The following is an 11,900-nucleotide window of genomic DNA, read 5'->3' as shown; positions in this document are numbered from 1 at the left end:
TCTGAAATTCAGGGGCAAGATGAACCATAAGGTGCGGCGCCTTTTACTTCATCTGTTTCCGAATTTTCTGGGTAATCCCTCCGAACCCCCATGAATTGGCGGGCATTTCCTCTACCACGATATAAGTCGCTTCTGACAAAGCGCCACCGGCCAGGATGACCAACGCTTCATAGAGAGCCGCAATAAACTTGGCGCGCGCCTCCTCGGTCGTTCGTCCTTCCGTCACCCGCACATGCGCATAGGCTGAAAATCCCTGGACATGGCCGCCGACATGCCAGTCGCCGCAAGGAATTTCTTGAATAACAACAGAAAGAAATTGCGGAGAATTACCCAGAATATCAATAAGAAGGCGTTCAACGCTCTCCCTGATCGATGTTTTAACTCTCTCGTCGATATTGCTGCCGCTGAGAATAATATGGGCAAAAGGCATCCTGTCTCCTCCATCGCTCGATGTCGTCATAGGCATCCCTCGCACGCCGGTGCGTTGGGCATGCCAATCGTGATTAGACAGGAAACCTCATGTCGATAAATGATCTAAAAAGAGGATCATAATTAACTACAGGTATCGAATGGACCTCTTCCGGAGCATGTCGGTTTTTGCATCCATTGTACGGGAGGGCAGCATAGCCGAAGCTGCTGCCGTGCATGGCATCTCACCTGCCATGGCCGGCAAACACTTGAAAGCCCTTGAAAAGGAAATCGGCACCTCACTGCTCCATCGTACAACACGAAGACAGGCACTGACCCACGCCGGGGAAAGCTATTATCAGCGGTGCCTGAGTATTCTGGAGAGCGTCGGACAGGCTGCAACTGAAGCGCGGGCAACGGAACAGGAGCCGACAGGACTTTTGCGGGTCACGGCACCGGTCTCTTTCGGAGCGGAAGCACTGACCCCGCTGCTTCCGGACTTTCTGGCGGCATATCCCCGTGTCCGTGTTGATCTTTCACTGGAGGATCGAAGCGTCAATCTGACAAAAGAGGCCTACGATGTCGCCATCCGCATTGGTCAACCACCAACCAGCGATGTCGTCGCGCTGCCACTCAAGCCGTACCGACTGATTCTGTGTGCGGCACCATCCTATCTGGCTCGTCGTGGAACACCATTGAGCCCCGCAGCTTTGGCAAGCCACGACTGTCTGGCGTTCCGTTACGCGCCGTCTTCATCATGGCATAATACACAAAGTGATATCGTGCCGCTTGACCTGTCCACCGGACGGTTGCGGATCGATAATGGCCATGCGCTGAGAATAGCGGCGATTAACGGTGCCGGAGTCATCATGCAGCCAGTCACATTGCTCCAGCGTGATATCGAAGACGGCAGGCTCGTTCAATTATTTCCCGACCTGATCATGCCGGAACGCCCGATGTATGTTCTCTATCCTTCGGACCGAAAAACAGACCCGAAAGTGACTTTATTTGCAACTTTCATCCGGGAACAATTTGCCTGACGGGTTCGCTCACGCAGTCGATGGAAAAAAGACGCTACGGCCTGCGCAGCGGCGTTCAATGCAACCCGCTGTTTTGGCAGCATCTGGGGAGAAACCGGCCATATGGCATGAATGGGCATGGCAGAGCCAACCCACTCATATCCCACGGCTTCGATTTCTCCGGTGGCGACAAACGGGCGTGCCAGCCATTCCGGTACAAGACCGATACCGTGCTGATCTCGTATGGCGCGTAACGTCAGAGCCGCGCCATCAAGAATCAGGCGGCTGGACGGCTCCCATACCTGTGACGTTCCATCCCCCTGTCGAACGCACCATGGTTCCACCCGTCGTCCCCGAGCCGTACCAATCAGATCGTGCTTTGTCAGATCGTCCACACGCTCAGGACGCCCCTTCCGGTCAAGATAGGCGGTCGCCGCGCATAACATGACCGCCTGCCTGCCCAGATACCGCTTTTTTATTTCTGTCGTGTCCGGCAAAGCACCGATCCTGACAGCCAGGTCATATCCGTCAGCGCTCATGTCCACTTTATGCCGGCTCATCGAGATATCGAATGTCAGGCCCTCAAACTCCTGAGCCAGCCTGTATAGCGCAGGCGCAATCACCTCCGTACCGAGCGAGGGAGGCAGGCTGAGCCTGACATGCCCCACTGGTCGCTGCCGGATGGCTGCAAGCCGGATTTCAGCCCGCTGCAGTTCATCCGCCGCTCTCCGGCAACTCCAATAATAGAGTTCCCCTTCAGACGTCAGCGCAACACGCCGGGTCGTTCGCACGAACAACGTCACTTCCAGGCTTTGCTCCAGTCGGGCAATCGCCTTCGCAACGGTGGACGGCGACAGATGCATCTCCCGCGCTGCTTCGGCAAAACTGCCGTTTTCACAGACAGTCAGAAAGACACGTATCCCGTCATGATGGAGCCATTTCGTCATATTTCAGAGATTAACGAATTTCGTGCATGAATGTGAGGATGAAATTTCGCCACGTGTGAAGGCGCATCCGCCGTATCCTCCGGGCATGACGATACAAAGAACATATGCGATCATCGGCGGAACATCCGGCATGGGTTTCGGCGTTGCCCGGCGGCTGGTCGCTCGTGGTGACAGGGTGCTGATTGGGGGACGAGATCGGGACCGGCTGGACCATGCGGCCGGGGTTCTCGGCGAGCGAGCAACGATGCGCATGGTCGATGTAACAGACCGTGCGACCCTGTCCTCCTTTTTCTCTGACGCCCCTCCTCTCACCGGGCTGTTCACACCGGCCGCCAGTTATCAGACCGGCTCCTTTCGGGACGCATCTCCTGAAATTGCCGCGAGCCCGTTTCACTCAAAATTCTGGGGGCAGTACTGGACTGTCCATGCAGCCCTGCCTTACCTCGTACCAACGTCGGGGATCGTTCTGGTTTCTGGTGCCGCGTCGGTTCGTCCACTCGGCAGCGCATCCTATACAGCCTGCAATGCCGCGATCGAAGGGCTGGCGAGAGGGCTGGCCACAGAACTGGCTCCCGTCCGCGTCAACTGTCTCTCTCCCGGCACGATCGACAGTGAGTTATGGAGAGCGCGCCCCTCCAGCATCCGTGAAGCCGCTTTTTCCACATGGAAAGGCCTTACTCTTTCGGGGCGCGTGGCCCTGCTGGACGAAATTGTGGATGCCGCGCTCTTTCTTCTCGACAATGCCAATATGAACGGAACGACTCTTTATTGTGACGGTGGTTATGCTTTACGGTAACAAATTACAAAATACATGATGGTTATTTATGTTGTGTACATAGTGCAGTGGCCAGCGCTTTCCTGCTTGGGCCAGGACCTGGCCTTGCCGGACTGACGCTGGCAAGCTTCGAAAAACCGGAAAGCGTCTTATGATGACATATCTATCACGATCTTTCCAAAGTGCTTCGCGCTCTGCAGATAATCATAGGCCTCATCTGCCTGTTCGACATGAAAGATCCGATCGATGACGGGGTGGATGTCCTGTTCTGTCAGAAATGCATTCATTTCCCGAAAGTGGTCGCCAGAGCCAACGGTAATTCCGTCAATGCTGGCATTGGTACTACGGATACGATCAATATCCGGGCGCGGTCCGAAATCGACACCATTGTTCCGCCATGGAATGCGAGGCCACTCACTGTCTGATTATGGCCTCAAGCAGGAATCCCTACCGCATCTGGTCAAGAAATATGGCTGGATCGCTATATCCATACCTTGGGCAGGGATGCTGCAGACTGACGTTCCATCTCAGGGAATCAGCTTCTCCGCGCGAAGTCTCGTAAAGAGGTCAAAGAACGAGTCCGGCGTATACTGATACGCTGTAAATCCGGCCCGACGGCTTTTGCTCATATCAGTCACGCACTCCACCGGACGTCCAAGATCGGCATCGGTATGCCAGGCTGAAGCAAGCCGCCCCATCTGTGTCTCCTTCAGACCATGGCGACCACTGATTCCCGCCCATAGTTCTGCGTCACCCGACAGCATGGCTTCCAGAGAAGCGGCCTGTCCCGGATAGGGGGCGGCCTCGATACCAAACCATGCCGCAAGCTGGGGCCACAGCCATTTCCAGCGGAAAACGTCACCGTTCACGATATTGAATGCCTGATTGCGCCCTTCAGCGCGCGTCCCGGCCCAGTGCAACTGGCTGGCCAGCTGACGCGCATCGGTAAGATCGGTCAGCCCATGCCACTGCGCGGGCGAGCCCGGAAAGACAAATGGCCGCCCCGTCTCGCGACAGATCGAAGCATACACCGCCAGCGTCGTTCCCATGTTCATCGCATTGCCGACGGCGTAACCGATGATCGTGTGCGGCCGATGCACGCTCCATGAAAACCCGTATTTTTCCGATGCCTCATACAGGGCGTCTTCCTGGTCATAATAGAAATTGGGCAATGGGAGACGCGGCATCTCCTCCCGGAAGGGTGTTTCCGGCGGGGCGCCGCTGGCATAGGACTCAAACGGCCCGAGATAATGTTTCATCCCGGTCGTCAGCGCCGCATGACAGAGCGTCTGCGGCTCAGCCAGTGCGGCAAAAACATTGCGCACCATGGCACTGTTGACACGGCAGTTCTCTTCTTCTGTCGCGTGGCGCATCCACGAGCAGAAATAGACATGGGTCGGGCGGATATCCGCCAGAGCAGTCCGTAGGGTTTCGGTATCCAGCAGGTCGGCTGCCACGGGCAGGACGGGCGCCATGTCATGGCGTGGCCGCCGGGCCAGACCGTAAACAGTCCAGCCTTCCGCCACCAGCCGGGCGGCAAGGTTCTGGCCCACAATCCCGGTGGCGCCGACCACAAGAGCTGTATGCGACATTGGTATTTTTTCCTGTTTTGCTGTTCAGACGATCGGTGGGTTCAGGCGCGCAAAGCCTTCCTGCCGCCGATAGGGGAAATACGGATAGGCGGCTTCCGTCAGGCTGGCGGCATTGAGACGCGCTATCTGGTCATCGCTCAAGACCCAGCCAACGGCGTCGAGGTTCTGGCGAAGCTGCGTCTCGTTGCGTGCCCCTATGATGACGGACGAGACGGTCGGCCGGCGGGTCAGCCAGTTCAGAGCCACCTGGGGCACCAGCCGCCCGGTCTCCGCCGCAATTTCCTCCAGCACGTCCAGAACCCGGAACAGGAGGTCATCGCTAACGGGTGGTCCGAACCCGGCGGTCTGGTTAAGGCGGCTATCTTTCGGCAGAGGCTGGCCGCGTCTGAGTTTGCCCGTCAGGCGTCCCCAGCCCAGCGGACTCCAGACCATGGCCCCCAGCCCCTGATCAAGACCCAGCGGCATGAGTTCCCATTCGTAATCGCGGCCGACCAGTGAGTAATAGACCTGATTGACCACATAGCGCTGCCAGCCATAACGATCGGCCACGGCCAGCGACTTCATGATCTGCCAGCCGGAAAAGTTGGACACGCCGATGTACCGGACCTTTCCGGCATGGATAAGATCATCCAGGGTGGAGAGGACTTCCTCCACCGGGGTTGCCGCGTCAAAGGCATGAAGCTGCAGCAGGTCGAGATAGTCCGTACCCAGTCGCGTCAGCGACGCCTCGACCGCACGCAGCAGACGTGACCGGGAGGACCCGGCATCGTAAGGACCGTCGCCCATCGGCAGTGTCGTCTTGGTCGAGATCAGGACCTGGTCACGCCGGCCCCGGATTGCGGCGCCCAGCACTTCCTCGGAAGCGCCATTGGAATAGACATCCGCGGTATCGAAAAGGTTCACGCCTGCATCGAGGCAGATATCGACAAGACGCGTTGCCCCGGCCGCATCGGTCTGGCCCCATGCGCTGAACAGCGGGCCAGTACCACCGAATGTCCCGGCCCCGAAACTCAGGACAGGAACCTTCAGGCCGGACCGACCCAGATGACGATAATCCATGACTCTATCCTTTCTTATCTCATATTTTCTGAACTGATGGACCTCTCACTCTGAGAGGAGATCACTCACGGGCACTCCACCGGCCATATGCCGATAGCCTTCCGGGCCGGGATGAAGGTGGTCGCCACTGTCAGACACGGGGTGCAGCCGGAAGGGACGCGCGGGATCGCGCAGCAGGCAGTCGAAATCCACGACGGCATCGAACGCCTGCGTGGTCCGGATCCAGTGATTGACGTCCTGTCGCACCTGTTCCTTCGGGGGCGACCAGAACCCGGCAAAAGGCGTGTCGGGTAACGCCCCCTCGAAAGGCAGAAGTGTCGCGCCAATGATGCGGACGCCACGATCGTGCGCCTGGGTGATCAGTTGCTGGTAGCCAGCGACCAGATCATCGGCTCTGACAACAGGATCGTCGGGTGCCAGTGGCGTGCCTGGCATTCCGATGTCGTTAATCCCGAGCAGGACGACGATCGCCCTGACGCCCTGATGCGACAGGACGTCACCCGCAAAGCGCGTCAGACCGGACTGGCCCATGCCATCACGTAAAAGACGGTTTCCCGAGATGCCGGCATTGAGGACGGAGACCCGGTCTGTCTGGAGACGTGCTGCCAGAAAATCGGGCCAGCGCGTTTCAGTGTCTACGGGAATGCCATTGCCGTCGGTAATGGAATCCCCGAAGGCGACCACGCAGCCCTGATGTTCCGGTGCTTCGACCAGAATCCGCGAAAGAAGAAATCTCGTCTCTGTCGTGGTGACAACAGGAAATGCAGCGCGATCTGTTTGCAGCCCCTCGCCAATCAGAGCGGTGGATCGTCCGTCCCAGTGAAAGCTTTGCGGATGAACCGTGTCCGGCAGGTAAAGCGAAATGGCCACGGTGGAGAGGGGCAGGACCGGGAGGTTCAGGGGGTCAGTCATCCTGTCGGCGCCCGGTGGGATGATAACGGAAGTCTCTCCAGAAAATGTCACGGCAAGCGGAGTTGTTTCAAGCGCTCTGTCCTGACCGAGTGCCCGCGCCACCGACACCGCCCCGACTGTTACCGGAGCCGAACCATAGACATTGGAAAGCACCACACGCAGGCGGCGACCGCCCAGACTGAGGCGCGCGAACTGCCGGATTGTGACGTTTTCCAGGACGGACGGCAGACCGACGGGAAATGGAAAATACTCACCCCAGACGGGCTGCTGTGCCGCCATCCAGCTGCCGACCCACCCTGTTGCCGCCATGCTGGTCCCGTCATGCCCGGGTTCGGGGTCAACCATCGTCCACACCTTTCCGAAGACTCTGTCCTGACGACAAATGTGGAGGAGGCGCGATTGATGCACTAGACTGCTCGCACGCACATCATTTGTGAGATGAAGTCATCATGGGACGACTGGAAATCAACCGGGCCGGCGAGATGGAAGTCTTCACCCATGTGGTGGAAGCGGGCGGCTTTACCGCCGCCGCCAGGATTTCAGGGATGACGCCGTCCGCCATCAGCAAGCTGGTGTCCAGGCTCGAACAACGACTGGGCGTCCGCCTGTTCAACCGCTCGACGCGCCAGTTGCAGCTGACTCCCGAGGGCTGCACCTTCTATGAGCGTAGCGTGCAGGTCCTGGCCGATCTTGCCGAAGCGGAACAGAGCGCATCAGCCGGCGCCCTGCCGCAGGGCCGCGTGCGGATCAACATCAACGTGCCCATGGGGCGGCGTTTCCTGCTGCCTCTTGTCCCGGCACTGAAGACCCAATATCCGGATATCGTCCTCGACATCGTCCTGACGGACACCGTGGTCGATCTTATGGAAGACCGCACGGATATCGCAATCCGCCATGGCCCTCTTACCAGTTCACGCCTGATGGCCCGCAAGCTGGGACAGGCGGAAATGAAGATCGTCGCGTCGCCAGACTATCTCGCCACGCGCGGTGTTCCCGAAACGCCCGCCGATCTCCGACGACATGAACGGATCGGCTTTGGCTATCATCGCATGCATGACGGCTGGCCACAGATGAAGGATGGGAACGGAGCACACTTCCCCCTTCCTGCGTGCAGCGCTCTGGCGAGCGACGGTGACGCGGTGCTGGAACTGGCACTGGCGGGTATGGGGCTGACACACCTTGCGGCTTTTCAGGTTGATCCACACATCGCTGCCGGACAGCTGACATCAGTGCTTGAACACTTCCAGAGCGACAGGTTCGTCGATGTCCATGCCGTCTATCTCGGGCATCGAGGCACACTACCTGCGCGGATCAGGGCAGTTCTTGATTTCCTAAAGGAGAATATGCCCATCAGTCCCGACCAGTGATCGGTGGCATGATAAAGCGCGTTCGATCAGCCATTGCGCGGCATGCGTATAATTGACTTACTTTAAAAAAATGGAGAGCCCCTTCTAAGCATGGTAGCTCAGTCATCATGACGATCGTCGGATCGTCGCGTCAGGACTGGTCCGAACGTGAGAGCCGCAAGACCCATACTGACCCACGGGAGACCGGCAATCCCCGCATGAGACAGGACAACACCGCCAAGAAGCGCACCACTTCCAATCCCTACATTAAACGCCGCCACATAAAGCGAAGACGCAGCATCTTCGCGCCCGACAGCAACTTCCAGCACCCTGCTTTGCAGCCCCACGACCAGAAACGCAGAGGACAGGCCCCATATCGCCATGTCGGTCCAGGAACTGGCAGAGACATAACGTCCACCGATCAGGATTACCTGAGCAAGCATGATGCCTCCGATCGCCATCATGATTTTCATTAACGCCGACAGACCGAGCCGTCCGCAGAGCCAGTTCCCGATGACACCGGCGATCCCAAAAACCAGCAGTTCCACCGACACGAGGTTCGATGGCACTTGGGCACGATCGGTCAACAGTGGAACGATATAAGTGTAGGCGCAGAAATGCGCCGTGACGAGCATCCCGGTCATCAGGACGACACGACGCAGCGCTGGATTGGCCAGCAATTCCCAAGGCATGCGATGTCGCTTTTCACCCGGCATCGCTGGCAGCAGAAACGGCACACATGCGAAGGCGGTCCACCCCAGCAACCCACAGACCACAAACGCGGAGCGCCACCCCAACCAGTGCCCCAGAGCAGTGCTCATCGGAATACCGCATGCCAACGCCACGGCGATACCGGAAAACGCCCAGGCGGTTGCCCGGCCAGAAGGCACATCCGGCGCGAGCCGCGTCGCCAGCCCCGCGATGATGGACCAGAAGACACCATGGCCGCAGGCCAGAATGATCCGCAGCAGCGCAACGGTCGCATAGTTCGGTGCAGTCGCCGTCAGTAGATCCGCCGTCCCGACCAGGACAAGCAACAGACCAACAAGTCTCCGTCGATCCACGTGCGCGGTGAGATAGGTCATGGGAATTGCGCTCAATGCCACCAGCCAGGCGTAACCGGTTACGAGCAGTCCCACCCGATCCACGGGGACCGTCAGCCCCGCCGCGATTTGAGGAAGTAATCCGATCGGCAGCAATTCCGTGACCTGCCAGACGAACGCCCCCAGCGCAAGGAGGAGAACCGCCATCATGACGTTGGCGTAGCGCGCAAGAATGGCTCGATGGCGTCCAGAACCCGCGACGGGTGCTCCATCGGAGCCAGATGGCCGGATGAGATTTCAACATGCTGCGCGCCCGGAATCAGGCGTGTCAGTTCGCGGCCATGCGCAGCCGAAACCATGTGATCGTATATGCTACCGATCACCAGTGTCGGACACGACAGACCGGCGGCCTCCCGACGGACATCGACAAGCAGATCGACATCGATCTGGCGCCTCATGCCCGACCAGTTGGTATCCGAGACCATACGGCTCACGATGGCGTCCACGTCTTCGACAGACAGGGTATCGAACCACTCAGGCGTAAAGCCCGTCAGCAGGATCAAACGCGCCAGCGCATCGCGGTCACGGTCGATCAGATCGCGCCAGAACCTGAACTCCAATTGCGACCGGGCATCTCCCGCATGCGCAAAGCCGTTCAATAGGACGAGCGACCGTATTCTCTCCTTGTACTCGGTCGTAGCCGCTATGGCGATCGCAGCGCCGAGCGAGAAACCGATGATGGAAAAGCTCTTGGCTCCCGCAGCATTGGCAGCGGCGACGATTTGGTGGGCCAGAATGGCGATCGAAAGGGGAGCACCGCTGTCCTCAGTCATGCCCGATCCAGAATAATCAGGCCGGATAACCATCCAATTTTTCGTCAGTTCGGACGTCATCGCATCCCAGTTGGAACACGCATCGCCGCCAGTTCCGTGGACCAGAACCAATGCCGGCCCCTGTCCATCCACCCGATAACTGACCCGTGCTCCCTCAACCTCTACGAATGGCATGCCCTTGCTCCTTTCCCGTTTTTTCTTCAGAAAACGAATGCTACGGTCTGACAGCGCTGTCAGGGTCAAGGGTGTTGAAACATGCAGATCGGCACATTGTCGCGACGAACTGGAATCAGTATTCGCATGCTGCGCTATTATGAGCAGGAAGGACTTCTGACTCCGAAGCGTCAGGTTTCCGGCTATCGCGACTACGACGAGGACGACGAAATCGCTGTCCGCCGTATCCAGATGTTGAGCGATGCGGGACTGAAACTCGATGCAATCCGTCGTATTCTGCCGTGCGTCATCGACGAAAAACCCAACTTCCACCCCTGCAATGATCTCCGCACGCTCCTGCGTGTAGAACGTCAGAAAATTGATGAACGGATCGCCACCATGCAGAGTAGCCGGGAAGTTCTATCGCGCTATCTCGACGATCTGGACTGATTATCCTCCCAGAAGCCTTGCAATGCGACCTTGTTCTCCATCCGAGCAGATGATGCATCTCCTCCGATGTTTCCACACTGACTTTGCTGTGCCAGCAGGCCCTGTCAGCACACGCTTGCAGAACGATGAAATTGTCCAGTCCGAACAATCATCAGGGCGCCAAGCAGCAGAACTGTCGCTGCCCACGGAATGATGGTCGTGCCAAAATGGTCGAGTAGCAGGCCCCCGACAATCCCGCCGCCGGCAATGGCCGCGTTCCACACGGTCACGATCATCGACTGGGCGATATCGGCGCCCTCCCCTGCCGCGCGCGCAGAAGCCGTCTGGAACAGCGTGGCCGCGCCGCCGAAGGACAATCCCCACAGAACGATCCCGACGTAGATTGCAATCGGACTGGTCCCTGCAAAACCCAATATGCAGCCTGCAATCATGAAAAGAGCGATACTCGCCAGGACCAGCGTCCGCAGCCAGTGATCGATAAGAGTGCCCACCAGCCAGATCCCGACAAGGGCAGTCAGGCCGAATACAAACAGAACCGTATCCACCTGCCCGCCCATCCCGGCCCGTATCAGGAAAGGTGCTATGTACGTATAGAGAATATTGTGTGCCAGAACGAACAGCAATGTGACGGACAGGACTCTCCGCACACCCGGCATCAGGAACACGTGCCTGAGCGTCAGATGCCGTCCCTGACGTTGGCCCGCAAAGTCCGGCACCACCGCCACGACCCAGCCCAGCAGACCGACACTCAGCGCGGTCATGATGCCGAAAGTGTAACGCCAACCAACCATCGTTCCAAGGAAGGTGCCAAGAGGAATGCCGAATGACAGGGCAAGAGGTGTTCCGACCATTGCGACCGCAATGGCCCGTCCCTGCAAGGCGGGCACCACCATCCGGCTGGCATAACCAGCCAGCAGCGCCCACAGCAGTCCGGCCGATACCCCTGCCAGAAAACGGGCGGCAAGGGTCAGGACATAGCTGGTTGAGACGGCCGTGATCGTATTGACGAGAGCAAAACCACCGATGGCCAGAAGCAGCAGCCTGCGCCGTCGCCAGCCCTGCGTGGCGCTGGTCAGCGGGATGGCTGCGACAAGGGAACCAATTGCGTAAAGTGTGACAAGCTGCCCCACCATCGCATCCGATACGTTCAGACTCCTGCCCATCTGGGGCAGCAGGCCTGCCGGCAGAGCCTCGATCAGGATGGTGATGAATCCGGCCGTGGCCAAAGCAAGGAGGCCTCCCAGCGGCAGGCGTCCCAATGTGAACAGGTCATATTCGGTCGTTTCTGAACTCATGGAAGCATCCATCCCAAAGCATGTCGTGGCGCAAAGCTGCCTGCCGCTTTGCCGCCCCTCGTTGCCCT

13 protein-coding genes are annotated in these 11,900 nt (G+C 58.6%); 4 read left to right on the top strand and 9 right to left on the bottom strand.

Going from position 1 to position 11,900, the window contains the following annotated elements; all coding sequences use genetic code 11:
• Positions 1 to 43: 43 nt before the first annotated feature.
• Positions 44 to 460 carry a tautomerase family protein gene (locus F3J08_RS02930; RefSeq protein ID WP_166928381.1) on the bottom strand — a complete coding sequence of 139 codons (417 nt, stop codon included), beginning with the start codon at positions 458 to 460 and terminating at the stop codon, positions 44 to 46.
• Between the two features lie 127 nt (positions 461 to 587).
• On the opposite strand from F3J08_RS02930, the gene F3J08_RS02925 reads away from it, so the two are divergent.
• Positions 588 to 1,448 carry a LysR family transcriptional regulator gene (locus F3J08_RS02925; protein WP_205206685.1) on the top strand — a complete coding sequence of 287 codons (861 nt, stop codon included), beginning with the start codon at positions 588 to 590 and terminating at the stop codon, positions 1,446 to 1,448.
• On the opposite strand, the gene F3J08_RS02920 is transcribed toward F3J08_RS02925, so the two are convergent.
• The gene (locus tag F3J08_RS02920; RefSeq protein WP_166928379.1) at positions 1,376 to 2,374 is read right to left on the bottom strand and encodes a LysR family transcriptional regulator; all 999 of its coding nucleotides are present in this window, start codon (positions 2,372 to 2,374) and stop codon (positions 1,376 to 1,378) included. The genes F3J08_RS02925 and F3J08_RS02920 overlap by 73 nt on opposite strands.
• Positions 2,375 to 2,459: 85 nt before the next feature.
• On the opposite strand from F3J08_RS02920, the gene F3J08_RS02915 reads away from it, so the two are divergent.
• Positions 2,460 to 3,170 (top strand): SDR family oxidoreductase, encoded by a 711-nt coding sequence (locus F3J08_RS02915; RefSeq protein WP_166928378.1) that lies wholly within the window; start codon positions 2,460 to 2,462, stop codon positions 3,168 to 3,170.
• Positions 3,171 to 3,298: 128 nt separating this feature from the next.
• Here F3J08_RS02915 and F3J08_RS17095 read toward each other — a convergent pair whose 3' ends face one another.
• From F3J08_RS17095 to F3J08_RS02895, 4 genes are all read right to left on the bottom strand, one after another.
• Entirely contained in the window at positions 3,299 to 3,436 is a 138-nt protein-coding gene (locus tag F3J08_RS17095; RefSeq protein ID WP_240149101.1) for a zinc-binding dehydrogenase, read from the bottom strand.
• Positions 3,437 to 3,676: 240 nt separating this feature from the next.
• Positions 3,677 to 4,741: an SDR family oxidoreductase gene (locus F3J08_RS02905; protein ID WP_166928377.1), complete on the bottom strand. Its 1,065-nt coding sequence runs from the start codon at positions 4,739 to 4,741 to the stop codon at positions 3,677 to 3,679.
• A 24-nt stretch (positions 4,742 to 4,765) separates the two neighbouring features.
• Entirely contained in the window at positions 4,766 to 5,800 is a 1,035-nt protein-coding gene (locus F3J08_RS02900) for an aldo/keto reductase (protein ID WP_166928376.1), read from the bottom strand.
• A 45-nt stretch (positions 5,801 to 5,845) separates the two neighbouring features.
• Positions 5,846 to 7,057 (bottom strand): SGNH/GDSL hydrolase family protein, encoded by a 1,212-nt coding sequence (locus F3J08_RS02895; protein ID WP_166928375.1) that lies wholly within the window; start codon positions 7,055 to 7,057, stop codon positions 5,846 to 5,848.
• A 104-nt stretch (positions 7,058 to 7,161) separates the two neighbouring features.
• Between F3J08_RS02895 and F3J08_RS02890 the strand changes: the two genes are divergently transcribed.
• A complete protein-coding gene (locus tag F3J08_RS02890; protein WP_166928374.1) occupies positions 7,162 to 8,079 on the top strand; it encodes a LysR family transcriptional regulator in 918 nt (305 codons plus the stop codon).
• 98 nt (positions 8,080 to 8,177) lie between these two features.
• On the opposite strand, the gene F3J08_RS02885 is transcribed toward F3J08_RS02890, so the two are convergent.
• Positions 8,178 to 9,311 (bottom strand): MFS transporter, encoded by a 1,134-nt coding sequence (locus F3J08_RS02885; protein ID WP_166928373.1) that lies wholly within the window; start codon positions 9,309 to 9,311, stop codon positions 8,178 to 8,180.
• Complete coding sequence (locus tag F3J08_RS02880) at positions 9,308 to 10,108, bottom strand: alpha/beta fold hydrolase (RefSeq protein ID WP_166928372.1); 801 nt, start codon at positions 10,106 to 10,108, stop codon at positions 9,308 to 9,310. Before F3J08_RS02880 ends, F3J08_RS02885 begins: the two co-directional genes overlap by 4 nt.
• Positions 10,109 to 10,189: 81 nt before the next feature.
• Between F3J08_RS02880 and F3J08_RS02875 the strand changes: the two genes are divergently transcribed.
• The gene (locus tag F3J08_RS02875; RefSeq protein WP_166928371.1) at positions 10,190 to 10,537 is read left to right on the top strand and encodes a MerR family transcriptional regulator; all 348 of its coding nucleotides are present in this window, start codon (positions 10,190 to 10,192) and stop codon (positions 10,535 to 10,537) included.
• Between the two features lie 104 nt (positions 10,538 to 10,641).
• On the opposite strand, the gene F3J08_RS02870 is transcribed toward F3J08_RS02875, so the two are convergent.
• Positions 10,642 to 11,832 carry an MFS transporter gene (locus tag F3J08_RS02870; RefSeq protein ID WP_205206681.1) on the bottom strand — a complete coding sequence of 397 codons (1,191 nt, stop codon included), beginning with the start codon at positions 11,830 to 11,832 and terminating at the stop codon, positions 10,642 to 10,644.
• Between the last annotated feature and the right edge of the window lie 68 nt (positions 11,833 to 11,900).

Origin of the sequence: Asaia sp. As-1742, from assembly GCF_011753235.1 — a bacterium.
Classification (GTDB): domain Bacteria; phylum Pseudomonadota; class Alphaproteobacteria; order Acetobacterales; family Acetobacteraceae; genus Asaia; species Asaia bogorensis_B.
The sequence above is the reverse complement of the archived record's forward strand: the minus strand, read 5'-3'. Positions and strand labels throughout refer to the sequence as shown.